Below are 25,872 nucleotides of genomic sequence, written 5' to 3' on the forward strand. Positions count from 1 at the left end.
ATGCCGCGCTCGGCCCGCGACGTCCGGGTGCACCGGAGGAAGGAGAGTCATCAGGAACTGAAGGTTCCCGCCTTGACTCCGGTCAGGAACGACTCCCACTGCTCCTCAGTGAAGCGGAGGGGTGCGATGTCGAGGTCCTTGGAGTCGCGGACCAGCAACCGGTCCCCGACTCGGGCCACCTCGACGCAGGTGCCGGTCGAACATCTTCCGCTCCGACGCCACTGCAGCACTTCCGTCGCTTTGATCATGTTGTGTGCACCTCCGTGACGGTTCGGAATCCACGTTAAGCGAATGGACCGGACCTGACCGGGCACGAACATGAATGAAACAGAGAAAATGCCGCTTACCTCACTCGTTGAGTGGTATGCGGCGTTGAATTGTAGCTATTTAAGTATTATGCGAGTATTTTGGGCCGTCCCGCTCCACGAAACCGATCGCGGAGCGGGCGGACCTGACGACTTTAGAAGCGGAACTCGCCCGCAGCCACACCCTCGACGAAGGCGTCCCACTCTTCCTGCGTAAAGCTGAGGGCCGCAGCCTCAGGGTTTTTCGAGTCGCGAATAAGGTACTGCTCCTCCACTTTAGCGACTTCGACACAGGTCGACGTTCCGCAACGGCTGCTCTTACGCCATGCGGGCACGTTCATCTCTTCCATCGGGGACCTTTCAAGGATTCTTCTGGTGTTGTTGGTTATGTATGTCGCTACCGGGGCTGCCGGTCCGTATCGGCCCGCTCCAGATCCTTTATTCGCCGCTCGATGAATTGAATCGTGTCCGCCTCATCCGCGGCCTCCTGCCAGACCCGGTCCCATCGCGCGCGATGTTTCGCGGCCGTCCCCTGGTCTTCGATCATTTCGTCGCCGAGACCGGTCTCCCGGTACAGCACTTCCCCTTCGCCGAGCTTGAGCAGGTCGAAGCTGGCGTTGTTCGTCACCGAGGCGTCGAGCGAGAAGGGCACCATCCGCACTCGGATGGAGCCGTCCTCGCTGTGTTTCCTCAGGTCACGTAGTTGCGCGGCGAAGACCGCCGGGCCGCCGACGGTACGACGGAGCACCGACTCGTCGACCATGAGCAGGATCTGCACTTCGCTGGACCGGGCGAGCAGTGCCTCACGACGCTTCTTCCTGGCCTCGATGCGCCACCTGCGTTGTTCCTCGGACAGCTCGTCCTCGTACCGGGCCATCAGCGCGGTCGCGTAGTCCGGCGTCTGCAGAGGACCGGGTATGTAATAAATGGAGTACGAGCGGATCTCTGATGCGTCACCTTCGTACTCGATCAGTTTACGCAGATCGTCGGTGAGGGTGTCGCGGAATTCGGGGGCCTGGTACCACGCTTTTTGCTGTCGCGTGCGTGCGATGCGCGCGGCGGCCAGCAAATCGGCGGCGACCGTCTTGTCCTTGATTCCGAGATAGGCCAGCAGAGGCCGCAGGTCGTTCGTGGAGATGCTGACATCCCCGTTCTCGATCCTGATGACCTTGCTGTGCGACCACTCCATCGCCTCGGCGACTTGAACTTGGGTGAGTTTTGCTCGCTCGCGCGCTTCACGGAGCGCGAGACGTACGCGCCGGCGCGCGATCGTCGGCGAGTCACCCTCAGTCATGAGTCCTTCATCGTCGAAGTGTGCGGTGACGTCCTGTAGCGGCTGAACTCCACTCCGCCACCTCGCTGACTGCCAGGTAGCAACCAGCGAGGTCGCGGACATCCTATTACTGTCCTATCAGAACGACGGGTGCAAGGTGCGGTTTTGATCAATTCGCAATCTCACCCGAGAGGTCCTCATGAAACCCCAGCTCAGGCGGCTGCCAGGCCAGCACCCCAGGAGGTGCGGCGCCGGTCCTCCATGGCCCGCCGCAGCGCCCGGCCGACCTGGTTGAAAACTCGTGCGTCCGGTGAGGAGTAGAGCACCACGGCGGTTCCCCGGTATTGCGCGTGCAGCTCCCAGCGGCCCGGCTCGCGCCACATCATGGCTACGGCGGGTATTGCCAGACCCAGGAAGACGAGAACGTAGACCGCCGGATCGGGGAGCAGGAGCCAGCCGGCGGCTGCCGCGGCCAGGGCGACGACAGCGAACGCGGGAGCGTAGGGACGGACTCGGGCCGGTGCCTGCACCAGGCCCACGTTGCGGAGATCCGGAATGGCGAAGACCTGCGGTGCGGTGGTGGGGTGCCAGACGAACCGATCGTCGGACACCAGAGCGTCCGGCCCGCGATAGTAGATCCGTGTGCGCATGGCGAACTCCTCTTCGCAGATTCTTGCGAGAGGGAAGGAGCGGGGCCACCATTGGCGCGAGAGACCCGTTCCCGCCTCGCTCGTGTCGCAACGAACGAAGTCGCAGAGGTGGACAACGGCTCCCGTTTGCCGCCGGGAGCCGTTGTTTGTCTCTCCCTCCAACTCCGCCCTTTGTTGCCCTACTAGCAGTGAAGCACGCCACCCAGCAGACCGCCATCACTCAACCTGCCATGTTGCAGATTGCGTACAAGCTGTGGGAGGTTCGAGTAGGCGCCCATCGGCGGCCGCCTACGTGTTTGCGCCCGGAGGTCACCGGGTAGGCCAAGCCCCGATGCCCTTACGAACCTGTATTCGCGCAGGTGGGAAGGCGATAACGGAATGGAAAGCCGATTGAGTGTCGCCGGTCAGGCGGTGCAGCCCATTCTCGTGATGTTCCCGCTCGGGCTGTTCGCGATGGCCGTTATGTTCGATATGGCGGATTTGCTCGGGGGTCCTAGCATCCTCGGTGCGCTGGCTTACTGGAACATCGTGGCCGGCCTGGTCGGCGGCGCGCTGGCAGCAGTGGCCGGAGCCGTCGACGTGATGTTCACCCGCCGCTCGCAGGACCGCCGCCTCGGAGCGCTGCGCAGCCTGATCAACATGGGCGTGCTCGTGGTGTTCGCGGTGATCGCGATGCTGCGGGTCCAGGCTGACGACCGGGTCGTCAGTGGTGGCGTGTTCACCGTCGAACTGCTCGCCCTCGGGCTGGCGGGGTTCGGCGCCTGGTTCGGCGGCGAAGTCGCCAATGGCCGGCCACCGGCCTTCGCCCGCGCCGCGGTCGGGAACCGGAACTTCTGAGCACCGCTCCAGCAGCGTCACCGACGGCCGGGCCCCGGAAGTGGGCCCGGCCGTCGTCTCGGCTCTGGCGGTCTTCACCGGGCTCGCCACCGTGGCGTCCGTCGAACAGCCAGAAGATCAAGGTCACCCGGCCGGGCACCTGGATGGTCGTCTACGCCGGCAGCAGCATCCGGCAGCCGCGGACCAGGTTCGACGGGGTCAAGGTCAAGTAGCCGGGTCCGATGCCACCGCCGCACTCACTGCCCGGTACGGGCCCCGGCGGTGGCGTTCCACTCGTCGTCGGCGGCCTTCTTCAGGGCCATGCCGTGTTCGCCGTCGTAGCGCAGGAACTTCGGCAGAGCCGCGGCCAGCGCCAGAGTGCCGGCCACACAGAGCACGCCGCCGACCCAGATCGAACCGGCCACCCCCAGGCCGGTACGCGCCATCGCACCGGCCCGGAGCTGACCCAGCAACGGGCCGGTGGTGTACGAGAGCATCTCGATGCCGGCCAGGCGCCCACGCAGGTGGTCGGGGATCGTCTGGTTCCAGATGATCATGCGGAACAGGCCGGAGACCATGTCCGCCGCGCCCGCGAAGGCCAGGCAGAACAGGGTGAGCCAGAGAGTGTCCGACAGGCCCACGCCGACGATGCCGACACCCCACAGGGCCGCTGCGATCAGGACCATGAGGCCGTGCCGATGCACCCGCGCGGTCCAGCCGGAGCCGATCGTGGCCAGCAGCGAACCGACCGCCGGAGCGGCGTAGAGCAGGCCCAGAACCCTGGGGCCGCCCAGGTCGTCGGCGAGGAACGGGTACAACGCGGACGGCATGCCGAAGAACATCGCGTTGATGTCGACCAGGTAGGTGCCGAGCAGTTCGGGACGCGATCTCGCGTACTTCAGGCCGGTGACCACGCTCTTCATCGACGGACGGTCGGCGGCCACCGGTGGTGGCACCGCCTTGACCAGGGTCAGGCAGATGAGTGACGCGGCGAAGGTGAGCAGATCGAACGCGTACACCCAGGCCAGGTCGAAACTGGCGAGCAGGATGCCGGCCAGCGGCATGCCGGCGAGCTGGGCGAACTGCATGCTGAGCGACTGCAGCGACATGGTGGCCGGCAGTTCCTCCGGCTTCACCAGCCGGGGGACCATCGCCTGCAGGGCCGGACGCTGCAGGCCGGCCACCGCGGCGGTCAGGAACGCGGCGACGTAGAGCAGCCACAGTTGCGGCTCGTCGGAGAGCGAGTTGATCAGCAGGATGCCGCAGATGACGGCGAGCGCGGCCTCGCTTCCCCAGACCAGCAGCCGGCGGTCGATGTAGTCGGCCAGGGCGCCGCCCACGAACGACATGAAGATCAGCGGCAGCAGTTCGCAGACACCGATCAGGCCGACCATCAGCGGGTCTTCGGTCAGTTTCGCCACCTGGTACGGGATGGTGACGTAACTGATGAACGACCCGAACGCGGTCACCAGACCGGCGATGAACACGAGCCGGAAGTCCCGGGAGGTGCGTAACGGGGACAGGTCCAGGCTCAGCCGGCGCTTACTACTCACGAAGGGCCATCCTGCCCCAGCGGGCCGGACGGCGCACCGCGATTTAGCCCACCCTTACTTCATCACCAGGATGCCCGTCTCGCGGAAGGTGGCGAGGTCGGCCAGCGCCTCGTCGATGACGAACGACTTCTGGCCGGGCAGCGCGTCCAGCGGGAAGAAACCGGCGTCCACGCTCTCCTCGGTCTGCCGGACCAGCTCGCCCTCCCAGGAGTTCACCACGAACGTCATCAACACCTGCTGGTACGTGTGCGCGTACTCGTTGGTGTAGGTGTAGGCGGTGTAGAACGCGTACGGCGTCAGGGAGGTGGCCCGCAGGCCGGTCTCCTCCCACAACTCGCGGACGGCGCACTGCTCCATGCTCTCGCCGAGCTCCATGGCGCCGGCCGGGATCGCCCAGCGGTGGTTGTCCGACCGCTGGATGAGCAAGAGCCGGCCTTGTTCGTCGAGAACCACCGTGCGCGCGCCGACGAAGAAGATCGTGTCGGTGTCACCGACGCTCGCCCGCACCCGGCCCAGATAGGACTCCGCCCACGTCAGCGCCATCGGGACACCCCGCATCCAAGACCCATGGAAGAAGCCTAGTCATGCTGACTTCTTCGTGGCTTTCGTGGCGGTAGTGGTCTTCCTCGCGCTCGTGGCCTTCTTCGCGGCGGTGGCCTTCTTGGCAGCGGTCGTCTTCTTCGCGGTGGGGGCGGCCTTCTTCGCCGGTGTGCTCTTCGCGGCTGCTCCGTCCGTACCCGATGAAGGGCTTTCGCCTCTCGCCTGTTTGGCGCGTTCGACGGATGCCTTGAGTGCCGCCATCAGGTCGATGGCCGCCGCCGGCGCCTCCTCGGCCTCCTCCGGCTGAACCACCTCCCGGCCCTCCACCTTGGCGTCGATGACCTCCTGCAACGCGGCCCGGTAGTTGTCGGTGAACTCCTCCGGTTTGAAGCTGCCGGCCATCGAGTCGATGAGGGAACTGGCCATCGCGAGTTCGGCCGGTCGGGTCTCGATGTCGTCGTCGAGGAAGCCGAACTCGGGCGTGCGCACCTCGTCGGGCCACATCATGGTGTTGAGGACCAGCACGTCGTCGCGGACGCGCAGGGTGGCGAGCTGCTCCCGTTGCCGGATCGCGATCTTGACGATGGCGACCCGGTCGGCGTCCCGGAGGGCGTCTCGCAGCAGCACGTACGGTTTCGCCGCCTGACCCTCGGGTTCCAGGTAGTAGGCCTTCGCGAAGAGGATCGGGTCGATCTGCTCGGACGGCACGAATTCCAGCACGTCAATGGCCCGGGACGTGCTCAGGGGCAGCTCGGCGAAATCCTCATCGGTCAAGATCACCATTTCCCCGCCGCCGATGTCGTACCCCTTGGCGATGTCGTCGTAGCTCACCACCTCGCCGTCGACCGAGCAGGTGCGCTGATATTTGATCCGGCCCCCGTCGGTGCGGTGCACCTGGTGGAAGCGGATGTCCTTCTCCTCGGTCGCCGAATAGAGCTTGACGGCGATCGACACCAGACCGAATGAGACAGCGCCCTTCCAGATCGCTCGCATGACCTCAGAATGGCATCACTGAGACGCCTGCGTAAGGTGATTGCTTTTGCCTATGGTGATCGAGTGCCGGGACCTCCACTGACGCCGATGCTCGCGACCGCGGGCGATCTGCCGGTGGGCGCCGACTGGAGCTACGAGTTCAAGTGGGACGGCGTCCGGGTTCTCGCACTGTTCACCGGCGGGCCGCCCGCCCTGTTCGCGCGTTCCGGAGCGGTGGTCACCGCCGCCTACCCCGAGGTCGCCGGCCTGCACCTGCCGGAGGGGACGCTGCTCGACGGCGAGATGGTGGTCCTCGACGCGGCCGGCCGTCCCTCGTTCACCGCCCTGGCCGAGCGGATGCACGTCCGCGACAAGAACCGGGCGGCCAAGCTGGCGATCACCGCGCCGGTCACCTACATGGTCTTCGACCTGCTCTTTCACGACGGCATGGACTACACCGGGCTGCCGTACCTGGCCCGGCGCGAACGTCTCGAGGAACTCGGCCTGGCCGGTACGCACTGGATGGTGCCGCCGTCGTTCGGCGACGGGGCGGCCACCGCGGCGGCCGCCCGGGAGAACCAGCTCGAGGGCGTGATGGCCAAACGCTCCGACTCGGTCTACCTGCCCGGACTCCGGTCCCCGGACTGGGTGAAGGTCAAGTTCGACCGGACCGGCGACTACGTGATCGGCGGCTGGCGGCCCGGCGCCCGCAAACTCGGCGGACTCCTGATCGGCGTGCCCACGCCGGACGGCCTGGCCTTCCGCGGCCGGGTCGGCGGTGGCATCGGCGCGGCCGCGGAGAGGGACCTCCTCTCGCGGCTGGCGCCGCTCGCGTCGGCCGAGTCGCCTTTCGCTCCCGGTGCGGTGCCCCGCGAGGATTCCCGGGGAGCACATTGGGTACGTCCGGAGCTGGTGGCCGAGATCAGGTACGGCAACCAGACACCCGACCGCCGTCTGCGCTTCCCCCGCTTCCTGCGGCTGCGTGACGACAAGTCGCCCGCGGAGTGTGCCGACGATGCCTCGTGACCGGATCCCGGTGGCCATCGAGGGCCGTGACCTCGAGCTCTCCAACCTGGACAAGGTCATGTACCCGGCGGCCGGCTTCACCAAGGGCGAGGTGATCGACTACTACACCCGGATCTCCGCGGTCATGCTGCCGCACCTGAGGAATCGCGCCGTCACCCGGATCCGCTATCCCAACGGCGTCGACGAGGCGCACTTCTTCGAGAAGAACAAACCGGCGGGTACGCCTACGTGGGTGCGCCTGGAGACCCTACCGGTGCCCGGCTCGACCAAGAGCCGGGAGACCATCGAGTTCGTGGTCGTCGACGAGCTCCCCACGCTGGTCTGGCTGGCCAACCTGGCAGCGATCGAGCTGCACACCCCCCAGTGGCGGATCGGTGCCGGCCCGGACCTGCTCGTCGTCGACCTGGACCCGGGTGCGCCGGCCTCGTTGAAGGAGTGCTGCGCCGTGGCCGTCCTGGTGCGGGACCGGTTGGCCGCCTCCGGCATCGACGCGTACCCGAAGACCTCGGGGAAGAAGGGCATGCAGCTGTGCTGCCCGATCTCGGGAACCCAGCCGGCCGACGTCGTCTCGGCCTTCGCGCGGTCGGTGGCCGAGGAACTGGCCGCGATGGTGCCCGGCTCGATCACCGCCAAGATGGCCAAGCAGTTGCGGCCCGGGAAGGTCTTCATCGACTGGAGCCAGAACAACGCGGCCAAGACCACGGTGACGCCGTACTCCCTGCGGGCGGGCTCCGTGCCGACCGCCTCGACCCCGCTGACCTGGGACGAGGTCATCGCCATGGCGACCGGCGAGATGCCGGCCGTGCAGTTCTCGGCGGCTGAGGTGCTGGAGCGGGTCTCCGAGCTGGGCGATCTGCTCGTCGGCCTCATGCAGCCGGGGCCGGCGGTCCCCGAATAGCGTTCGACCTGGGTGGGCCAGACTGTGAGGTGTGAGGGTTCCCGCGTACCGGCGCATCGCCGCTGATCTGGCCGACAAGATCCGGGAAGGGACCTACCGGCCGGGTGACGCCCTGCCGGCGCAGCGCGACCTGAGCGCTCGGTACGGCGTCACGCTGATGACCCTGCGCCAGGCACTTCAGCAACTCCGCGACGAGGGACTGATCGTCCAGCAGGCCGGCCGCGGCACGTTCATCGCGCCGGTGCAGGCCGCCTACCGGGTCGACACACTGCGCAGCTTCGTCGAGGACCTCCGTGAGCAGGGCCACGACGTCACCACCGAGGTGCTGTCCGTCTCGCTGCAGTCCGAGCCGGAGACCGGGCACCCGGCGCTGCGGCTGGAGCGGCTCCGGTCACTCGGCGGACGCCCGGTGATCCACCAGACGTCGTGGGTGCCGGAGCCGCACGGCTCCCGGGTCCACGGGGAGACCTTTTGGCTCACCTCGCTCTACGCGGCGCTCGCCGAGGCGGGGGTGACCATTGTGCGGGCCTCGGAACGGATCGTTCCGGGCCTGCTCGAGGAGCCCATCGCCGGACATCTCCAGCGGCCGGCCGGCGGGGCGGTGTTCGTCAGTGAGCGCACCACCTTCGCGATGGACGACAAGCCGGTGGTCTTCGACCGGGCCGTCATCCTCGGCGACCTCATGGAGATCCGCGCGGAGCGGGCAGCCACCCGCCTGTCCCTGCGGTGGAGATCGACGTAGTCGGTCACATGCTCACGTCCGACACCGTACTGGCCGTGGTCAGCAGGCCCGCGTTGCTCGTGCTGCTCACGATCAGCGCGATCCTGGCCTGGCCGCTCGGCCGGCTCGTCAGCCCGGACAGGCGCCGGCTCGGGGCACTCTTCGTGTTCACGCTCGGTGCCGTTCTGGCGGCAACCACCACGACCGGAGCGTGGCGGCCGTCGGCGGCGCTCATCCCGGCCTACCTGGACGGATTCGGCGATCCGGCGTACCTCGTCGGGGGTTTCGCCGGAAGCCGGGAGAAGATCGCCAACCTCGGCCTGTTCCTGCCGCTGGGCCTGCTGGCCGGGGTGCTCCGGCGACGGTATGCCGCCGCCCTTGTGCTGCTCGCCGCCCTGACCTTCACGATCGAGCTGTGGCAGGCCTTCATCGGCCGCGGCGGTGACGCGGTCGACGTCGTCCACAACACGGTGGGCGCGCTGCTGGGTCTCGGCCTGGCGAAGCTCGTCCACCCGCGACGGAGCCGCACGGTGCACGACGGGCTCTGAGCCTTGGCGGCGGCTCGCTCGATCAGGAAGGCGTCGATCGTGGCCTGCTCCTCCGGGCTGAAGGCGTCCCGGGGGATCGGAAGCTGGGTCAGGCCGTGCTTCGCCATCCAGGCGTGACGTTGCGGTTTGATCCAGGCCATGCCGGACCAGCTCAGGTTCACCTCGCTGGTCGTGGTCCGGATCCGGATCCCGGTGCCGTCGAGTTCGTAGCGCGTCACCCCGCCCGCCTGGTGCCGCTGCGGATACCAGGACACCAGGGCGAGCAATTCCGGGAACACCAGACAGAACCCGAGTCCGAACAGCAGGAACCGGGGAGAGTATGGCACTCAGTCGATCTTGGGGAGTGGCGGGCCGAGCACGTCGTCGGCGTCGACGATCTTGTAGGCGTAGCCCTGCTCGGCCAGGAAACGCTGACGGTGCGCCGCGTATTCGGTGTCGATGGTGTCCCGGGAGACCACCGTGTAGAAGTGTGCCTGCCGGCCGTCTCCCTTCGGGCGCAGCACCCGGCCCAGACGCTGGGCTTCCTCCTGCCGGGAACCGAACGTGCCGGACACCTGGATCGCGACCGCGGCCTCCGGCAGGTCGATGGAGAAGTTGCCGACCTTCGACAGCACCAGCGTCCGGAGGGAACCGTCCCGGAACGCGTCGAACAGCCGCTCCCGTTCCTTGTTCGTCGTCGAACCCTGCACGATCGGGGCGTTCAGGAACTCGCCCAGCTCGTGCAGCTGGTCCAGGAACCCACCGATCACGAGCACCTGCTCACCCGGGTGCCGTTCGACAAGCGCCTTGACCACGGGAAGCTTGGTCCGGGCGGTCGCAGCGACCCGGTAACGCTCCTCGGCCTCGGTCACCGCGTACGCCATGCGCTCCGCGTCGGTCAGCGTCACCCGGACCTCGACACACTCGGCCGGAGCGATCCAGCCCTGCGACTCGATGTCCTTCCACGGGGCGTCGTAGCGTTTCGGGCCGATCAGTGAGAACACGTCACCCTCGCGGCCGTCCTCCCGCACCAGGGTCGCGGTCAGACCGAGCCGGCGGCGGGCCTGCAGGTCGGCAGTGAACCGGAAGATCGGCGCCGGCAGGAGGTGCACCTCGTCGTAGATGACCAGGCCCCAGTCCCGCGCGCCGAACAGGTCCAGATGCGTGAACGCCCCGCCCCGGCGGGCCGTCAGCACCTGGTAGGTCGCGATCGTGACCGGCCGGATCTCCTTGCGCTCCCCGCTGTACTCCCCGATCTCCTCCTCGGTCAGCGTGGTGCGGGCCAGCAGCTCCCGCTTCCACTGCCGGCCGGCGACCGTGTTGGTCACCAGGATCAGCGTGGTCGCCTTTGCCGTCGCCATGGCCGCGGCGCCGACCAGCGTCTTCCCGGCACCGCACGGAAGCACGACGACGCCGGAGCCACCGGCCCAGAAACCATCGACGGCCTCCTGCTGGTACGACCGGAGCGTCCAGCCGTCCTCGGCGAGATCGATCTCGTGCGCCTCACCGTCGACGTAACCGGCCAGGTCCTCAGCCGGCCAGCCCAGCTTCAGCAGTGCCTGCTTGAGCCGGCCCCGCTCGGAGCCGTGCACCGCGATCGTCTCGTCGTCGAGGCGGGCGCCGAGCATGCCGGCCAGCTTCTTCGACTTCGCCACCTCGACCAGCACGATCTTGTCGAGCCCGCGCAGGACGAGCCCGTGCACCGGGTCGTTGAGCAACTGCAGACGGCCGTAGCGATCCATCGTCTCGGCGACGTCCACCAGCAGCGCATGCGGAACCGGGTAGCGCGAAAACTTGATCAGCGAGTCCACCACGCTCTCCGCGTCATGGCCGGCGGCCCGTGAATTCCACAGGCCCAGCGGTGTCAGCCGATAGGTGTGCACATGCTCTGGCGAACGCTCCAGCTCAGCGAACGGCGCAATCGCCATCCGGCATGCCTGGGCGTCCGGGTGATCCACCTCCAGAAGGAGGGTCTTGTCCGACTGCACGATCAGTGGTCCGCCGCTCACTCGCACACCCTCCGAAGGCCGAAAAGACGACCCTCAAGTGTGCCACGAAATTTCTTTACAACCTTTCGGGTCTCTCGCGCGTCGGACTTAACGGCCGGGTCGTGCGTCGAATACGGGGGCGCACGACCCGGCAAAGATCACTACTTGTCGGCGACGAGCGCGGTGAGCCCGCCCAGCTCGTCGAAAGCGGCCCGTTCCGTCGCGGTGTCGGCGTCTTGCCCGATCAGCACTTCGGCGATCAGTCTCGCCTTGCCTTCGTCGATGCCACGATGCACGAGTAGCTTCGCAGCGCTGTCACGCACGCCTTCCGCGCGGCCCTCGGCGTGGAGCTCATCGGCCCAAACCAGGTCGTTGCTGCTGTCGGTGGACATGCCGGCCTCCCTCAAGGCTCTCTCGACATCTTCTCGCTTCATCACGATGGCGGCAAAGGCCAGCGTGGTCATGGTGAGGTCCCGGGCGAGGGACTTCGATTCGACCGATGTGGCGGCCCGCAGGATCGTGGCGAGCCGCGTCTCCCGTTCCTTGCCCTCGCGGGCTCCAGCGAGCATCGCCCACGGCGCGGTGAGCGGGTCGGCAATCGCCTTCGCTGGATCCAGGTCTCGGGCGTAGTGCGTCTCGAATGCGAAGACGAGGTTCGGCGGTTCGTCGATTCGGCTCGGTGATGTGCCCTCGCCGAGGACTATGACGTGCTGCTCGATTCGTTTTCCGGAGCAGGCAGGTTCCACGCGGAGCAGACTGCGGTAGATCAGCATCCGATCGGCCATCGTGGGGTCGGCACGTCGCTGGAACTCCAGATGGAGCACCTCGTCGTCCCCCGACAGGACCAGATCGGCGTTTCGCCGGTCGGCGTGGACCTCAGCAAGATTGAGCTCGGTGGCTCCCGCCTTGGCATCGACTGGTACAGCGATCTCGAACATCCGGCCGAACAAGGCCGGATTGACGTTGACGATGCGTTTGGTGACTACGTCGTACTGATTGGCTGCAGGTGCTATTGCACTGCCTCCCCGTTGAGAAGCAAACGACTAGATGGCCAAAGACTACTGTCATCAGCCATCTAGTCGCAAGCCATCTGCTAGGGCGACTACTCCTCGGGCACGGCGGCGGTTATCCGGTGCAGGGCGAAGGTGTGCAGGCTCTCGCCCCGCTCGTCCTCGGCCCGCAGGTAACCGGCGGACATCGAGACCGGGCGTACCAGCCGGGACAGGGTGGCGCCGTGTGAGTCGACGTAACCGACCCAGACGCGGACCTTGTCCCGGACCGCCTGCTGGAGCACCGCCATCGCCTGGGTGTGCTGCTGAACGGCGGTGAGCCCGGGGATCGCCTGGCCGTGCGCGGCCCGGACGGTGACCGGCGCGCGGCGGGCGGCCCGGGTGGCGATGTCGCCGCGCCGTAGCTGCTCGACCACCCCGGCCAGGCGCGGGCCGATCAGCACCGGGCCGGCCGGCTCGGCGGTCCGCGGCGAGCGGGTCGGTGCGCGTCTGGCTTTCGGCCTGGTCAGGACGGTGGCACCGCCGGCGTCCTCGGCGACCGGCGCGTAGCCGGCCTCGCGCAGCGCACCGAGCAGCCGGGTCACCGGTCGTGGGCTGACCAGCACCGTGGGCGCGATCCGCCGCAGGTCCAGGCCGGTCACGCGTTTGTCGGCGACGACCTCGGCGAGCAGTGCCTCGTCGTCGCTGCGCAGGTAGGAGCCTGCCGAGCCGCTGCGCAGGCCGCCGTGCCGCCGGGCGGCGTCGTCGATCAGGTACGTCAGTGTCTGCGGCACCGGGGTGCGGGACCGGCGCTGGAACAACTCGTGCAGGTCGGCGGCCTGGTAGCCGATGTCGAAGGCGCGACGGACGCTGGCCGGGGTGACCCGGAAGACGCTGGCCGACTCGGGGTCGGCGAGAACGTCGAGTTCGCCGGCCAGCTCGGGTTCGGGCGGTCCGGGAACGATCACGGTCAGGTCGGCCTGCAGCAGGATGTGGTCGACCGGTGCGGGCAGCAACTGGTCGAGGGCGCGGACCGCATCGGCGTGGGCGTCCTCCGGATGCAGTCCCAGCGGGTCGCTGTCGTGCGGCCCGCCGTCGGCCAGCAGCAGCCGGGCGTACGAGGTGAGCGCTCCCAGCCCGGTGACGCCGAGCAGGGCCGCTCCGGTGTACGCGTCGGTGTGCACCGCCTCCCGGCCGCGGGCCCGCCGGGGCGCCTGCCAGGCGAGCAGCGCCAGCAGGTCGTCGAGGCCGGGGGCGGCGCCGGGTTCGAGTTCGGCGAGCGCGCCCAGGATTTCCCGGCGGGCCAGCGGTGACCCGGCCCGTTCGGCGTCCGGTGCGAGGGCGTTGATGGGCCGGTCCCGTTCGTCGCGGCGGCCGACGAGTCCGGGCTGCCGGGTCATGGCGAGCCAGGCGCGGGCGAGGGCGGCCCAGCGGTGGGCGAGGCCGGTGGCGCGCCACAGGTCGTACGCCCCGGTGGGTAGGAAGACGTCCTGGGACGGGCCGATCTCGGCCTCGCCGAGCAGCCCGGCCGCGTACGCCGTCTCGATCAGCAGCGCCGCACCGGCCTCGTCGATGCCGGCCGCCTTGGCCAGGCGTTTCAGGTCTCGCACGCCGAGCCCGCCGGTGCGCAGGACCGGGGCCGGCTCGGTGGCGAGGGCTTCGAGCAGGCTCTCGGTGGCCCGGACCGCCTCCATGGTCTGTCCGGCGCCGGCCGAGTCGGCGGACCGGGGACCGCGGGACGGGCCGTCCGGGACCGGCGGCCGCGGGCGGAGCACACCGAGCGGGCCGGTCTCCCGGCGCAGCAGCATGCCGACCTCGCGGGGCAGTTCGACGAGTTCGCCGTCGGCGCGGGGTGCCCGGCCGGCCTCCGAGACCGGCACGAGCACGTGCTGTTCGACGAGCCAGCGCACGGGTTCGGCGACGGAGTCGCGGGTGAGGGCCCCGATCGGGGGACCCGCGGCGAGCCGGTCGAGGACGGCACGGGCGCCGGGCGGGGCGGCCAGGACGGTACGGCGCAGCCGCGCCCGGTCGGCGCAGAGGGCGGCGGACTGCGGGTCCAGGAAGTCGGCGGGGCGGCCGAGTCCGGCCGGGTAGGGGGAGGTGACCTCGTCGACGGCGCCGACCACCTGCAGCCCTTCCGGCGGCCCGTGCAGCAGGAACCGGTCCCGGAGCCGGTCGATCGCCGCCCGGACGTCGTCGCCGGAGATGCCCGGGGTCAGCTCCAGAATGGCGTCGACCGAGGTCAGCGCGGTGTCGGCGGCCCGGCTCAGGCGGGCCGCGTCGAGGATGGCGAGGGTGAACTCGTCGAGGCCGTCCAGACAGCGGGCGACCGAGTTACGGGACTGTGCGCGTACGGCGAGAGCCGAGATGTCGGCCGGCACCGGGATGACGAGATCGGGGCGCAGCTGAATGAGCGCGCCCAGAGCCTCGTCGGGGAGCGACCGAAGTTGATCGGCGAATGTGGTGGCCATCGTCTTCAACGCTAACGTTCATGGGACGATGGTGGTGGGTCCGGGCGTGGCCGGACCTTCGATCTGAGGAGGACCGAAAGTGGCGAAGGCCAAGCTGCCGGGCACCAATGTGTCGACGGGGGAGCACTCTGTTGGACCGCGTGGTGTGGACATGAAGGGCCGGATGCACGTCTCCGAGCTCATCTCCGACCGTGCCGCGGCCCCGTCCCCCTTCGGCGACGACCAGACGTTCCCTCTTCCGGTGGAGAGCCTGACCTACCGGGCCTCCCACGGTCAGGGTGACTGACGCTCCAGCGGTCGGATTCGACCTGGACATGACCCTGATCGACTCCCGTCCGGGTATCCGGGAGGCGTATCGGGCGCTCACCGCCGCGACCGGCGTCTTCGTGGACGCCGATCTCGCCGTGTCCCGGCTCGGTCCGCCGTTGCGGACCGAGCTGAGGCACTGGTTCCCGGAGGACCGGGTGGAGGAGGCGGTCACCACCTATCGCGCTCTCTACCGGGAGCTGGCGATCACACCGAGCCTGCCGCTCCCGGGCGCCGCCGAGACGCTCGAGGCGGTACGCGCGGCTGGTCTGCGGATCGTGGTGGTGACCTCGAAACTGGGCCGGCTGGCCCGTTTGCACCTCGACCACCTGGGAATGCACCCCGACGAGCTGGCCGGCGATCTGTTCGCCGAGGGCAAGGCGGCCGCGCTGACGGAGCACGGCGTGCGGTGGTACGTCGGTGATCACGTGGCTGACATGGTGGCGGCCAGTACCGCGGGTGTGCCCGGTATCGGGGTGACGACCGGCCCGTGTTCCGAGGCGGAGCTCCGGGAGGCCGGCGCCGCGCATGTCCTGCCCGATCTGACCGTGTTCCCCGCATTACTCGCTGAGATTGCAGTTGGGCCCGGGCCGTCGGCTGGATAGCCTAGCCGTGAGCGGTTGTGTCCATTGAGTGAAGTTGAGGTCAGCGGTGCCCACGGGTCGAGTGAAGTGGTACGACGCTACGAAGGGGTTCGGTTTCGTCACCAGTGATGAGGGCGGAGACGTGTTCCTTCCCAAGGGTGCGCTGCCGGCGGGGGTCACGGAACTGAAAACGGGCCAGCGGGTCGAGTTCGGCGTGGTCGACAGCCGGAAGGGCGCGCAGGCCATGGGTGTGAAGCTCTTGGACGCTCCGCCGTCCCTGGCCGAGCTGCGCCGGCGCCCGGCGGACGAGCTGGCGAGCATGATCGAGGACATGATCAAGGTCCTGGAGAGCTCGGTGCAGCCGTCCCTCCAGCGGGGGCGTTACCCGGACAAGAAGACTTCGCTGAAGATCGCGCAGCTGGTGCACGCGGTCGCCCGCGAGTTCGAGATCTGAGCGGTCACCGCAGGGACGGCACAGCAGGCGTGAGACCCGCCGCCGCCGCACGCCCGAGCAGGGCGTCGGCGGCGGCGAGTCCGTCTTCGCCCAAGTCGAGGGTGAACTCGTTGACGTAGAGCTCGATGTGCTGTTTCACCACGGCCGGCTCCATCTCCTGCGCGTTGGCGAGGATGAAGTCCTGGCTGGCGGCCGGGTCACGCCAGCCGTGCCGCAGGGAGTCGCGGATCCACCCGGTCGCCTGCGCCGGGTCGACGCTGCCCCGCTTGGCGAGGATCGCGCCGAGCGGGATCGGCAGGCCGGTGTCGCTCTCCCACCACTCGCCGAGATCGACCAGGGCGGTGAGGCCGTACCTCTGGTAGGTGAACCGGGCCTCGTGGATGACGAGGCCGGCGTCGAAGCGGCCGTCGGCGACGCCGGGCATGATCTGGTGGAACGGGACGACCTCGATGCGGGCCGGGTGCTGGCCGGCGGCCCAGAGGCGGAACAGAAGGTACGCCGTGGTGCGGTCACCGGGAACGGCGACGGTCGCGCCGTTGAGGTCGGCGCGACCGTTCGTGAGCACGAGCGGGCCGCAGCCCCGGCCGAGCGCGCCTCCGCAGGGCAGCAGCTCGTAGTCCCCGAGCAGCCACGGCAGCGCCGCATAACTCACCTTGACCAGGTCGAACCTGCCGTCGAGCGCGGCGGTGTTGGTGACGTCGACGTCGGCGAAGGTGAGGTCGACCGGCGGCGCTCCGGGGACGATCCCGTGGACGAGCGCGTGGAAGACGAAGGTGTCGTTGGGGCAGGGGGAAACCGCCAGGGAGAGCGCCACGTTCTTCACGCTAGTCCCCTCGGCTCGTGGAACGCCCGCATGCGGACCTGTCTAGCCGCACACACCTCAGGTGGCTCCAGAGAAAAATATTCATGTCCTCCTCTGGCTGAAACGGTGTGATCTTTCCTACACTCCGCTTTGTTGGATCAAGTGATCGACCAAGGGGGTGTCGCGTGGCTCGTAAGCTCGCCGCGGGTGTCCTGGTACTCGGCCTCGTCGGTGGGCTGTCCGCGCCCGCCCAGGGAGCCGCTACCTGGACGCCCGCCTACAACCTGGAGGGCGCCTGCGTCACCCTCCAGGCTTTCAACGGATCGAATTCACTCGGGTACGTCTGGAAGGACTCGGTCGGATACGGCTTCAAGAGCTCGGTGTCGAGCGCTGAACCGTTCCGCCTGGAAGCCACCCAGCTCGGCCGCTACCTGCTTCGCGACCAGGACGGCGCGCCGCCCTATCAGAGCGTGATGAACTGGGTCTGGGCCGGAGCCGATTACGGTGTCCGCGCCGACTGGACCGTCACCACCGACGGCAGCACCCACAAGTTCGTGAACACTTCGACCGGTCAGCAGATGGGCTCCTACCTGGGCGGGCTCGGCACCGGGAGCAGCACCTTCAAGCTCGCCCCGGCCACCGGCTGCGCCGCGATCCCGGACATCGCCACCGGTGTCAGCGGCACCCCGGCCGCCGGCGTCGACGCGAGCGGCAAGCTCGTCGGCTGGATCGACGCGCACGCGCACATCACCGCCGGCGAGGCTTTCGGCGGAGCACTGCACTGCGGGGACGCGTACGCCTCCGGTGGTGCCCCGGTCGCTCTGAAGGGCTGCCCGTCGCACGGGACCCTGGGCTGGGGTGCGCTGCTCGAGGCGATCCTTTCCGGCACCGACCCGATCAACTCGGCCGAGGACGGCTGGCCCACCTTCGGGGACTGGCCGCAGTACGACACGCTGCTGCACGAGGCGTCCTACTTCCGCAGCGTGGAACGGGCCTGGCAGTCCGGTCAGCGGGTGCTCAACGTGCTGCTGGTGGCGAACCGGGTGATCTGCGAGCTCACCCCCGAGCACACCTCCTGCAACGAGATGGACCAGATCCGCGCGCAGGCCACATACCTGAAGAAGATGCAGGACTATGTGGACGCCCGCAGCGGTGGTCCGGGCAAGGGCTGGTTCCGGCTGGCGAAGACCCCGGCCGAGGTACGCAGCATCGCCGCCCAGGGCAAGCTCGCCGTCACGATCGGCGTGGAGAACTCCGAGCTCTTCAATTGCCGCGAGATCAACGGCGTCGCGCAGTGCACCAAGGCCGACATCGACGCCGGGCTCAACGAGCTGGAGAGTATCGGCGTCAGCGGGTTGTACCCGGTGCACAAGTTCGACAACGCGTTCGGCGGCACCCGGTTCGACGAGGGCGTCACCGGCGCCGCGATCAACCTCGGCAACCTGCTCTCCACCGGTCACTGGTGGCAGGCGACGAGCTGCACCGGCCCGTCCGACAACGAACAGCCGCTGGTCAGCGACGACTTCGCGAAACTGCTCCAGCTCGGGGTCGGTCTGCCGGCCGGCGCGGTCCTGCCGGTGTACCCGAGCGGCAAGATCTGCAACACGCGAGGCCTGACCGAGCTCGGTACGTACCTCATCCAGAAGATGATGGACCGCGGCATGATCATCCACCTGGACCACATGGGGGTGAAGACCGCGTCCGCGGTCCTCGACCTCGCCCAGCAGGCGAACTACCCCGGCGTGGCGTCCGTGCACACCTGGTCCGACCCGGCGCTGGTGAACCGGATCCTCGGCCTCGGTGGCTTCGTCGCCAGTTACGCGTTCTCGGCCACCGACGACGGCCAGGACACCGGCACCTTCCTCGACGAGTGGCGTACCCACCGGGCGCTCTCCAACGGCTCGAAGATCACCGGGTACGGCGTCGGCACCGATGTGAACGGGCTGGGCCCGCAGGCCGCTCCCCGTCTGAACGCCGGTTCCAGGCCGCTCACCTACCCGTTCACCGCGACCAACGGCACGACGGTCACCCGGCAGGTCTACGGCTCCCGCACCTTCGACCTGAACACCGACGGCGTCGCCCAGTACGGGCTCTACGCCGACTGGATCGTCGACCTGATCAACCAGGCCGGATCGGACGGGCCGCTGCTGCGCAAGCATCTGCTCAGCGGGGCTGAGGCGTACACGGTGATGTGGGAAAGGTCCCGTGCGTGACGCTGGTTGAAGCGCCCGTACGCCGCCGCTGGATGGTGGCGTACGGGCTCGCCATGGTCGGCGTCGCGGCCGGCTGGTTCGGCCCGATCCAGATCCTGCTGCCCGAGCAGGCGCTGCGGCTGGCCGGCGAGGACGGCAAGGAGGCGCTGCTCGCCCTGGTCACCGCCTGGGGCGCGGCGGCGTCCATGGTGGCCAATCCACTGTGGGGAGTTTTCTCCGACCGGCTGGGCACCCGGCGGCCGATCTTCGTGGCCGGCACCGTCGTCGGTGTCGCCGGACTCCTGGTGCTGGCCGTCGCCGACAGCACGGCGCCCATGGTGACCGGCTGGATCCTGGTGCAGGCGGGGCTCAACGGCCCGCTGGCCGCGCTGGCCGCGATGATCGGTGACCGGGTGCCGGAGCGGCAGCGGGGCACGGTCGGCGCGCTCTTCGGGGTGGCCCAGATCATCGGCGTCATCCTGGGTACCGCGGTTGCGGTCGCGGCCGGCTCCTCCGCCATCGGTTACGTGGCAGTGGCGATCGCGGTACCGGCTCTCGGTGCCGCCCTGCTGATCATGCACGGGGAGGTGCCGATCTCCCGTGGGAGCCGGGGCCGGCTGCACTGGCCCGGTGGGCAGTTCGCCGTCGCGTGGGTGATCCGGTTCCTGCTCAACCTGGTGAACGCCCTGGTCCTGGTCTACCTGCTCTACTACCTGTCGGACGAGGTCGGCGTCGGCGACGCGGCCACCTGGGTGCTCATCGTGACCGTGGTCAACGTGCTGTTCGCCGGCATCTTCGGCTTCGCCGGGGGAGTGCTGTCCGACCGCTGGGAGAAGCGCCGGGTCTTCGTGGCGGCCGGTGCGGTGGTCCTCGCGATCGGCACCACGCTGATGGCCCTCGTGCCGGTCGTACCCGTGGTGATCGCCGCGTCGGTGCTCGTCGGCATCGGCTGGGGTGCCTACATCGCGGTCGACATGGCCGTGCTCACCCAGGTACTTCCCGACCCGGACACCCGGGCCACCATGCTCGGCGTCGCGAACGTGGCGGGCACCCTGCCGCAGATGCTCGCCCCGGTGCTGGCCGCGCCGATCGTCACCGGGCTCGGTGGTTACCGCACGCTCTACCTGGTCACGGCCGGCTTCGCGGTGCTCGCGCTGGCCCTGCTACCCCGCCTCCGGGCGATCCACTGAAAGGATCCATCTTGTACCCCCAGTTCCCACCCGGTTTCCGGTTCGGCATGTCGACCTCGGCTTATCAGATCGAGGGGGCGGCAGACGCGGGCGGCAAGGGCCCGAGCATCTGGGACACCTTCACCGCCCGGCCCGGGACGGTCCGGAACGGCCAGGACGGCCGGGTGGCGATCGACCACTACCACCGGTACAAGTCCGACATCGCACTGATCGCCGCGGCGGGTGTGCAGGACTATCGATTCTCCTTCTCGTGGCCCCGGGTCCTCGCCGGCGACCTCGGCTTCTACGACCGGCTCGTGGACTCGATCCTGGCGAACGGGCTGCGGCCGGTGCCGACGCTCTACCACTGGGACCTTCCCCAGGAGTTCGAGGACGCCGGTGGCTGGATGAACCGGGACACCGCGCACCGGCTCGCCGACTACGCCGGCACGCTGGCGCTGCGGCTCGGCGACCGGGTCCGGGACTGGATCACCATGAACGAGATGAACGTGCACACCCTCTACGGGTACGCGCTCACCGATCACGCCCCGGCGCGTGGTCTCGGGCTCGGCGCGCTGCCGGCCGGGCACCACCAGTTGCTCGCCCACGGGCTGGCGGTGCAGGTTCTGCGTACCCATGGGGCTCGCAGCGTCGGGGTCGCCAGCCAGCACTTCCCGGTGATGCCGGCCACCGGCTCCGACGAGGACGGCGCGGCGGCGGCACTCTTCTCCGACCTCACCAACTGGACGTTCTCCGATCCGATCCTGCTCGGCGACTACCCGAGCGAGCTGATCCGGGCCGGGGCCGGGGTGCCGGACGCTCAGCTCGACCGGGACCTCGAGCTGATCAAGGCCCGGCTCGACTTCTACGGCGTCAACTACTACGAGCCGACGATGATCGAGGCGCCGAAGGCCGGCAAGGACTACAGCGGTGTCCTCGAGGTGGACATTCCGGATGGCATGCCGTTCTCCCCGGTGCCGGTGAAGAGCGACGAACGGACCGACTTCGGGTGGGCGATCGTTCCGTCCGGGCTCACCGAGATCCTGGTGACCCTCAAGGACCGATACCCGTCGCTACCCCCGGTGATCATCACCGAGAACGGTGCGTCGTTCCACGACTCGCCACCCGGGCCGGACGGGCGGGTCCACGACCATCAGCGCATCGCCTACCTCAAGGCGCACCTCTCGGCGGTGGCCTCCGCGATCGACGCGGGCGTCCGGGTGGACGGCTACTACGTCTGGTCAGCGATCGACAACTTCGAGTGGGCGGCCGGCTTCGACGAGCGTTTCGGCCTGATCTACGTGGACTTCTCGGACCTGTCGCGGACGCCGAAGGACTCGTACCACTGGTACCGGGATCTGATCGCGGCTCAGACGCGGAGCTGATCCACGAACTGGTTGGCGAGGCGGGACAGCCGGTCGGCGCGTCCCTCCTCGGCCCAGCCGTCCACCAGGCTGAGCAGGGTGCTGCCCTCGACCAGGATGATGAAGTCGTCGATCACGGCCTCGTCGTCGACACCGGCCCGCAACTCGCCGAGTTCCCGTGCCTCCCGCAGGCAGTTGATCAGATGTACGCGGATCGCCCGGTGCGAGTCACGCCGCGACTCGGCCAGCCGCGGATGTGACAGCGCCGCCCCCGCGAACGCCACATTGACGTGCGCGTCGGCGGCCCGCTCCTCGTCCAGCGGCAGCACCGCCTCCAGCGCCGCCCGCAGACCGTCGAGTCCGAACAGGTCACCACCGATCTCGAAGGCCCGCTCCACGATCCGGTCGTAGATCGCCTTCTGCGCGGCCACCAGGATGTCGTCCTTGCCGCCCAGGAAATGCGCCAGCACGCTGAGCGAACAGCCCGCCTCGTCGGCGATGGCCCGCGTCGTGGTGCCTTCCACGCCGCGTGACCGGACCACTCGCCAGGCGGCCGCCAGCAGCTCCGCCCGTCGCAGATCGTGGTCCACCAGCTTCGGCACGGGCACAGCTTAACCACCGCCGTCCCCTGCGCCGATCACGCTCGGTTGCCGGGAAGTTGAATGTTCGAATCCCGGCCGGGTTCCTTCAAGGTCGCCGCTTCCGCAGTCGATGACGTGCAGGAGATCGCCTCCCCGGAACGAGGAATTCGATGCCTGTACACAGCCGGCGGCTGGTCCCCGTGTTCTGCGCCGCGCTGGTCGCCGCCTTCGGTGCGGTGCCCGCGGCCGCCGCGGTACCGGAGCCGCCCGCCGGTCAGGTGGCGGCGACCGGGGTGCTCGTGCGGACGATCGCCGACGACTTCAGTGGCGGGAGTCCCGATGCGGAACAGGTGGTCGTGCACACCGGCGCCGGTTCGGTGGCGGTCGATCCCGCGTCCGCGGGAGACATCCCGTCCGGCACCCGCGTCGTGGTCGACGGCGACGTCGTCACACCGGCACCCGGGGCGGGTGCGCTGACCGCCTCGAACAGCGTCATAGGCACACACCGCCTGACGATCGTTCCCGTGTACTGGGCGACGGCGACCGTGCCGGACGGCGAGCCGTCCACCGCACAGCTGCGGGCAGCCGCGGACGAGGCCGACGGCTACTACGACACGGTTTCCGGCGGGAAGATCCGGATGGCCGTCGACCGGGTCGCCCCGTGGACCAAGATCGCGGATTCCGGCCTGGGTGCGGACGGCTGTCCCGACAGCTCCGCGCTGATGACGGCCGCCCGCAAGGTTGCCGACACCACCGCCAAGACGATCCTCAATCATCTGGTCGTCTACTTCCCGGAGGTCACCACCTGCCGGTGGGACGGTCTGGGCAGCCTCGGGTTCAGCGTGCATCATGACGCCGCCATCTGGCTCAACGGCACCTACGACGTGCAGACGCTCTCGCACGAACTCGGTCACAACATGTACCTGGGGCATGCGAACGGAACCATGTGCCATTCCGATGCCGCGCGCACCGTACAGGTGCCCCTGTCGCAGTACTGCACCCGGTTCGACTACGCGGACCCGTGGGACGTCATGGGAAACCGCACGGCCGGGCAACTGTCCGCCTACCATCTCGCGGAACTGGGACTGTTGCCGGCGGACGCCGCCCGGACCGTCATCAGCGACACCGAGGTGACACTCGCGCCGATCACCTCGGGTGCGGGTCTCCGGCAGATCGTCATGCCCATGGGGCAGCGCACCTACTACATCGAGTACCGGACCGCCGCCGGCCTCGACTCGTGGACCAACGGTGACGGGCCGTACTCGTGGGCGCCCGGCGAAGGTGTCGTCGTCCGCTACGTCGACCCGGCGGCCGGCCGCTACAGTCCCAACGAGACCCACCTGGCGTACTTCCAGCCCAACGGGGACCGAGTCTGGTTCCGGCCCGGTCTGACGGCCGGGAACTCGTGGACCTCGCCGGACGGGCAGTGGGGACTGCAGATCGACGCTGCGGACTCCGCCGCCGCCCGCCTGAGAATCGTCCGGGCCCCCGACATCGCCGGGCCGAAGCCCTTCGCGATCACCTCACCCGCCGCGGGCACTCTGTGGTCGCATTCCGAGACGGACGTCACCTGGGGCGCGACAGCAGACGCCGACACCGCCATGGACCGCTTCTCGGTCGACGTGGACGGGACGACCATCGCCACGATCCCTGACGGGAAGACGTCTGCCTACGTGCGGGGTCTCGCCGACGGGGAGCACACGTTGCGGGTCAACGCCTACGACCTGGCCGGCAATGTCACCACGACCGAGCCGGTGACCATCACCGTCGACACGTCGGCGCCGAAGGTGTCCCAGGCGCCGACGGCCGTTCTCCACACCGGCCGCACAGTGCCCCACCACGCGGTGCCGGTGACCGTGGCGTGGGCCGTCAGCGACCCGGCCGGCGTCGCGGAACAGGAGCTCGTCTGTTCGTTCCTCGAGAGCTTCTGCGGGCGCACGCGGCCGAGTGCCTCCGCCCGCACCCTGACCTCCGAGCTGGAGGCGGGCTTCAAGACCGGATGGTCGCTGACGGTGACCGACAGGGCCGGTCACACCGGTTCCGTCGCCGGGCCGGCGACGGCCGGGACCCTCGACGGCCAGCCGGCCCGGCCGGCGAAGACGTACGCCGGCGCCTGGACGACCACGAAGGGCCGGTCGTACCTGGAGGGCAGCGAACACACGACCACGGCCAGGAACGCCAGGGCCACCTTCACCGTCACGGCACGGTCGTTCGGCTGGGTCGCCACCCGGGACAGCACCCGCGGCAGCGTCGCCGTCTACGTGGACGGGAAACCGGCAGGCACCGTCGACCTGTACTCGGCGTCGGCGAAGGCCCGGCAGATGGTCTTCACCCGTACCTGGCCGTCCGCGGGCAAGCACACGATCACACTCGTGAACCTGGCGACCAAGGGCCACCCGAAGGCGGGCGTCGACGCGGTGGCACTCCTGTCCTGACCAACCCCCGGCCTGCACAGCCGATGGGTGGGGGTGTCAACTGACGGCGGGCTCGCGGGCGGTCAGCCGGCCGACCCGCCGGGCCAGCGGCAGGGTGACGAGCACCGCGATCACCGGGATCACGAACGCCCACCGCAGGCCGATCGGTTCGGACAGCGCACCCAGCAGCACGGCGCCGAGCAGGGCACCGCCGTAGTTGAACAGGTTGACCTTGGCGATCACCTCGTCGCTGTTCTCCAGCGCCGCCTCACCGGCCGCACTGAACGCCAGCGGCACCAGCACCCCGACGCCGATGCCCGCGACCGCGAAACCGGTCACCGCCGCGCCGATGGCCGGTAGCACCACCACCAGCCCGCACCCGATCCCGCAGAACATCAGCGCACCGACGGCGATGAGCGTCCGGCCGGCCCGCGGCACCACGTGATCGGCGACCAGGCGGCTCACCAGGACGGCGCCCTGGTAGGCGGCGTAACCCAACGGGGCCGCCGCCGGGGCCGCCGCCAGCGAGTCCTGCAGGTAGACCGAGCTCCACGTGCTGATCGCCGAGTCCACCAGGAACGCCGTGAAGATCAGAAGGCCGCAGACCAGCACGATCGGGCGTACGGTCCGGCCGCTCCCGGCATGCGCGGCACTCGACCTCAGCGTGCGGCCCGGCTCGAACCGGCGCCAGCCCACCAGCCCCACCAGCACCGCGAAGACGGCCGCCACGCCGACCGCCACAGCGGCACCCGCGCCCGTCTTCAGCGCGCCCGACATGAGCAGCGCGGCGGCGATCGCGGCCGCGGTGTAGGCGGCGAACAAGCGGCTCATCACGCTGCGGCCCAGCCGGGCCTGCACCAGGACGCCCTGCATGCTCAGTGAGGCGTCGACCGCGCCGAGGCCCACCCCGTACGCCAGGAAGATCGCCGCGAAGATCGCGTTGGGTGACCAGAACGTGGTTCCGGCGAGCCCCGCCCCGATCAGGAACAGCCCTGACGCGAGCGCGTAGCGACTGCCCCAGCGGGCCGCGATCCGATCGGCCAGCACCGAACCGCCGGCCGCCGCCACCACCACCAGCAGCAGGACCGCTGAGACGAAGGTGTCGTCGACACCCTGGCGGTCCTTGAACGCCGGAAGTGCCGTCACCACCGCCGCGTAGCCCAGACCCTGCGCGGCATATCCGGCGCCGATGAGCCGGGCGCGTGCGCCGGCGGGCATCTCGGAGCCCTTGCCGTCGTTCATCGATGCCTCGCTCGGATATCTGCGACGTGGTGTCG

General features: G+C 69.1%; 25 protein-coding genes and 1 pseudogene. 12 read left to right on the forward strand and 14 right to left on the reverse strand.

All coding sequences use genetic code 11. The annotated features are described in order from the left end of the window. Window positions 1–50: 50 nt before the first annotated feature. The 4 genes from AB0G04_RS21295 to AB0G04_RS21310 form a co-directional block, all read right to left on the reverse strand. Complete coding sequence (locus tag AB0G04_RS21295; protein WP_360985102.1) at window positions 51–248, reverse strand: DUF397 domain-containing protein; 198 nt, start codon at window positions 246–248, stop codon at window positions 51–53. A 212-nt stretch (window positions 249–460) separates the two neighbouring features. Then, on the reverse strand, window positions 461–655 hold the full coding sequence (locus tag AB0G04_RS21300) for a DUF397 domain-containing protein (protein ID WP_360985105.1): 195 nt from the start codon (window positions 653–655) through the stop codon (window positions 461–463). Between the two features lie 47 nt (window positions 656–702). Beyond that, on the reverse strand, window positions 703–1,599 hold the full coding sequence (locus AB0G04_RS21305) for a helix-turn-helix transcriptional regulator (protein WP_360985108.1): 897 nt from the start codon (window positions 1,597–1,599) through the stop codon (window positions 703–705). Window positions 1,600–1,790: 191 nt separating this feature from the next. Next, on the reverse strand, window positions 1,791–2,228 hold the full coding sequence (locus AB0G04_RS21310; protein ID WP_360985110.1) for a DUF6232 family protein: 438 nt from the start codon (window positions 2,226–2,228) through the stop codon (window positions 1,791–1,793). A 378-nt stretch (window positions 2,229–2,606) separates the two neighbouring features. Here AB0G04_RS21310 and AB0G04_RS21315 point away from each other — a divergent pair, with 378 nt between their 5' ends. Further along, window positions 2,607–3,065 (forward strand): DUF2231 domain-containing protein, encoded by a 459-nt coding sequence (locus AB0G04_RS21315; RefSeq protein WP_360985113.1) that lies wholly within the window; start codon window positions 2,607–2,609, stop codon window positions 3,063–3,065. Between the two features lie 236 nt (window positions 3,066–3,301). Here AB0G04_RS21315 and AB0G04_RS21320 read toward each other — a convergent pair whose 3' ends face one another. Genes AB0G04_RS21320 through AB0G04_RS21330 form a run of 3 tightly spaced genes read right to left on the reverse strand, consistent with a single transcriptional unit; the run spans window position 3,302 to window position 6,130 of the window. Beyond that, window positions 3,302–4,597: an MFS transporter gene (locus AB0G04_RS21320; RefSeq protein WP_360985116.1), complete on the reverse strand. Its 1,296-nt coding sequence runs from the start codon at window positions 4,595–4,597 to the stop codon at window positions 3,302–3,304. A gap of 54 nt (window positions 4,598–4,651) precedes the next feature. Then, window positions 4,652–5,140, reverse strand: coding sequence for an NUDIX domain-containing protein (locus AB0G04_RS21325; RefSeq protein ID WP_360985119.1), 489 nt, complete (start codon window positions 5,138–5,140; stop codon window positions 4,652–4,654). A gap of 39 nt (window positions 5,141–5,179) precedes the next feature. After that, on the reverse strand, window positions 5,180–6,130 hold the full coding sequence (locus AB0G04_RS21330; RefSeq protein WP_360985122.1) for a Ku protein: 951 nt from the start codon (window positions 6,128–6,130) through the stop codon (window positions 5,180–5,182). Between the two features lie 63 nt (window positions 6,131–6,193). Between AB0G04_RS21330 and ligD (AB0G04_RS21335) the strand changes: the two genes are divergently transcribed. From ligD (AB0G04_RS21335) to AB0G04_RS21350, 4 genes are read left to right on the forward strand one after another with little or no spacing between them, the layout of a single operon-like run. Beyond that, entirely contained in the window at window positions 6,194–7,135 is a 942-nt protein-coding gene (gene ligD, locus AB0G04_RS21335; RefSeq protein ID WP_360985125.1) for a non-homologous end-joining DNA ligase, read from the forward strand. Beyond that, window positions 7,125–8,033, forward strand: coding sequence for a non-homologous end-joining DNA ligase (gene ligD / locus AB0G04_RS21340; protein WP_360985128.1), 909 nt, complete (start codon window positions 7,125–7,127; stop codon window positions 8,031–8,033). The genes ligD (AB0G04_RS21335) and ligD (AB0G04_RS21340) overlap by 11 nt, the downstream gene beginning before the upstream one ends. Before the next feature lie 31 nt (window positions 8,034–8,064). Then, window positions 8,065–8,775 (forward strand): GntR family transcriptional regulator, encoded by a 711-nt coding sequence (locus AB0G04_RS21345; RefSeq protein WP_360985131.1) that lies wholly within the window; start codon window positions 8,065–8,067, stop codon window positions 8,773–8,775. An 8-nt stretch (window positions 8,776–8,783) separates the two neighbouring features. Continuing rightward, on the forward strand, window positions 8,784–9,302 hold the full coding sequence (locus AB0G04_RS21350; protein ID WP_360985134.1) for a VanZ family protein: 519 nt from the start codon (window positions 8,784–8,786) through the stop codon (window positions 9,300–9,302). 35 nt (window positions 9,303–9,337) lie between these two features. Here AB0G04_RS21350 and AB0G04_RS21355 read toward each other — a convergent pair. From AB0G04_RS21355 to AB0G04_RS21370, 4 genes and pseudogenes are all read right to left on the reverse strand, one after another. After that, window positions 9,338–9,628: pseudogene (locus AB0G04_RS21355) on the reverse strand (YcxB family protein); the annotation flags it as partial. Continuing rightward, window positions 9,629–11,290, reverse strand: a complete 1,662-nt coding sequence (locus tag AB0G04_RS21360) for a DNA repair helicase XPB (RefSeq protein WP_360985137.1) — start codon at window positions 11,288–11,290, stop codon at window positions 9,629–9,631. It abuts the pseudogene before it with no gap. Window positions 11,291–11,430: 140 nt separating this feature from the next. Further along, window positions 11,431–12,207: a hypothetical protein gene (locus tag AB0G04_RS21365; protein ID WP_360985140.1), complete on the reverse strand. Its 777-nt coding sequence runs from the start codon at window positions 12,205–12,207 to the stop codon at window positions 11,431–11,433. Window positions 12,208–12,371: 164 nt separating this feature from the next. Further along, the gene (locus tag AB0G04_RS21370) at window positions 12,372–14,729 is read right to left on the reverse strand and encodes a helicase-associated domain-containing protein (protein WP_360985143.1); all 2,358 of its coding nucleotides are present in this window, start codon (window positions 14,727–14,729) and stop codon (window positions 12,372–12,374) included. 79 nt (window positions 14,730–14,808) lie between these two features. On the opposite strand from AB0G04_RS21370, the gene AB0G04_RS21375 reads away from it, so the two are divergent. Genes AB0G04_RS21375 through AB0G04_RS21385 form a run of 3 tightly spaced genes read left to right on the forward strand, consistent with a single transcriptional unit; the run spans window position 14,809 to window position 16,073 of the window. Next, the gene (locus AB0G04_RS21375) at window positions 14,809–15,015 is read left to right on the forward strand and encodes a hypothetical protein (RefSeq protein ID WP_360985146.1); all 207 of its coding nucleotides are present in this window, start codon (window positions 14,809–14,811) and stop codon (window positions 15,013–15,015) included. Next, complete coding sequence (locus AB0G04_RS21380) at window positions 15,008–15,640, forward strand: HAD hydrolase-like protein (RefSeq protein ID WP_360985149.1); 633 nt, start codon at window positions 15,008–15,010, stop codon at window positions 15,638–15,640. Before AB0G04_RS21375 ends, AB0G04_RS21380 begins: the two co-directional genes overlap by 8 nt. Window positions 15,641–15,686: 46 nt before the next feature. Next, complete coding sequence (locus tag AB0G04_RS21385) at window positions 15,687–16,073, forward strand: cold-shock protein (RefSeq protein ID WP_360985152.1); 387 nt, start codon at window positions 15,687–15,689, stop codon at window positions 16,071–16,073. Window positions 16,074–16,077: 4 nt separating this feature from the next. Here AB0G04_RS21385 and AB0G04_RS21390 read toward each other — a convergent pair whose 3' ends face one another. Continuing rightward, entirely contained in the window at window positions 16,078–16,887 is an 810-nt protein-coding gene (locus AB0G04_RS21390; RefSeq protein WP_360985155.1) for a 1,4-dihydroxy-6-naphthoate synthase, read from the reverse strand. A gap of 173 nt (window positions 16,888–17,060) precedes the next feature. On the opposite strand from AB0G04_RS21390, the gene AB0G04_RS21395 reads away from it, so the two are divergent. Genes AB0G04_RS21395 through AB0G04_RS21405 form a run of 3 tightly spaced genes read left to right on the forward strand, consistent with a single transcriptional unit; the run spans window position 17,061 to window position 21,621 of the window. After that, on the forward strand, window positions 17,061–19,088 hold the full coding sequence (locus tag AB0G04_RS21395; protein ID WP_360985158.1) for a hypothetical protein: 2,028 nt from the start codon (window positions 17,061–17,063) through the stop codon (window positions 19,086–19,088). Next, the gene (locus AB0G04_RS21400) at window positions 19,085–20,257 is read left to right on the forward strand and encodes an MFS transporter (protein ID WP_360985161.1); all 1,173 of its coding nucleotides are present in this window, start codon (window positions 19,085–19,087) and stop codon (window positions 20,255–20,257) included. Before AB0G04_RS21395 ends, AB0G04_RS21400 begins: the two co-directional genes overlap by 4 nt. 11 nt (window positions 20,258–20,268) lie before the next feature. Beyond that, a complete protein-coding gene (locus tag AB0G04_RS21405; RefSeq protein WP_360985164.1) occupies window positions 20,269–21,621 on the forward strand; it encodes a GH1 family beta-glucosidase in 1,353 nt (450 codons plus the stop codon). On the opposite strand, the gene AB0G04_RS21410 is transcribed toward AB0G04_RS21405, so the two are convergent. Then, window positions 21,606–22,202: a TetR/AcrR family transcriptional regulator gene (locus tag AB0G04_RS21410; RefSeq protein ID WP_360985167.1), complete on the reverse strand. Its 597-nt coding sequence runs from the start codon at window positions 22,200–22,202 to the stop codon at window positions 21,606–21,608. The two genes, AB0G04_RS21405 and AB0G04_RS21410, sit on opposite strands and share 16 nt — an antisense overlap. Window positions 22,203–22,351: 149 nt before the next feature. On the opposite strand from AB0G04_RS21410, the gene AB0G04_RS21415 reads away from it, so the two are divergent. Beyond that, entirely contained in the window at window positions 22,352–24,616 is a 2,265-nt protein-coding gene (locus AB0G04_RS21415) for an Ig-like domain-containing protein (RefSeq protein WP_360985170.1), read from the forward strand. Window positions 24,617–24,652: 36 nt separating this feature from the next. Here AB0G04_RS21415 and AB0G04_RS21420 read toward each other — a convergent pair whose 3' ends face one another. Next, complete coding sequence (locus AB0G04_RS21420; protein ID WP_360985173.1) at window positions 24,653–25,837, reverse strand: MFS transporter; 1,185 nt, start codon at window positions 25,835–25,837, stop codon at window positions 24,653–24,655. Between the last annotated feature and the right edge of the window lie 35 nt (window positions 25,838–25,872).

This window comes from Actinoplanes sp. NPDC023801, from assembly GCF_040639655.1.
GTDB lineage: Bacteria > Actinomycetota > Actinomycetes > Mycobacteriales > Micromonosporaceae > Actinoplanes.

Excerpts from the sequence above, each read along its gene's own strand:
- AB0G04_RS21370 (WP_360985143.1), bottom strand. The coding sequence starts at position 14,729 with ATGGCCACCACATTCGCCGATCAACTTCGGTCGCTCCCCGACGAGGCT.
- AB0G04_RS21350 (WP_360985134.1), top strand. The coding sequence starts at position 8,784 with ATGCTCACGTCCGACACCGTACTGGCCGTGGTCAGCAGGCCCGCGTTG.
- ligD (WP_360985128.1), top strand. The coding sequence starts at position 7,125 with ATGCCTCGTGACCGGATCCCGGTGGCCATCGAGGGCCGTGACCTCGAG.
- AB0G04_RS21305 (WP_360985108.1), bottom strand. The coding sequence starts at position 1,599 with ATGACTGAGGGTGACTCGCCGACGATCGCGCGCCGGCGCGTACGTCTC.
- AB0G04_RS21330 (WP_360985122.1), bottom strand. The coding sequence starts at position 6,130 with ATGCGAGCGATCTGGAAGGGCGCTGTCTCATTCGGTCTGGTGTCGATC.
- AB0G04_RS21295 (WP_360985102.1), bottom strand. The coding sequence starts at position 248 with ATGATCAAAGCGACGGAAGTGCTGCAGTGGCGTCGGAGCGGAAGATGT.
- AB0G04_RS21420 (WP_360985173.1), bottom strand. The coding sequence starts at position 25,837 with ATGAACGACGGCAAGGGCTCCGAGATGCCCGCCGGCGCACGCGCCCGG.
- AB0G04_RS21415 (WP_360985170.1), top strand. The coding sequence starts at position 22,352 with ATGCCTGTACACAGCCGGCGGCTGGTCCCCGTGTTCTGCGCCGCGCTG.
- AB0G04_RS21300 (WP_360985105.1), bottom strand. The coding sequence starts at position 655 with ATGGAAGAGATGAACGTGCCCGCATGGCGTAAGAGCAGCCGTTGCGGA.
- AB0G04_RS21315 (WP_360985113.1), top strand. The coding sequence starts at position 2,607 with ATGGAAAGCCGATTGAGTGTCGCCGGTCAGGCGGTGCAGCCCATTCTC.
- AB0G04_RS21365 (WP_360985140.1), bottom strand. The coding sequence starts at position 12,207 with ATGTTCGAGATCGCTGTACCAGTCGATGCCAAGGCGGGAGCCACCGAG.
- AB0G04_RS21325 (WP_360985119.1), bottom strand. The coding sequence starts at position 5,140 with ATGGCGCTGACGTGGGCGGAGTCCTATCTGGGCCGGGTGCGGGCGAGC.
- AB0G04_RS21310 (WP_360985110.1), bottom strand. The coding sequence starts at position 2,228 with ATGCGCACACGGATCTACTATCGCGGGCCGGACGCTCTGGTGTCCGAC.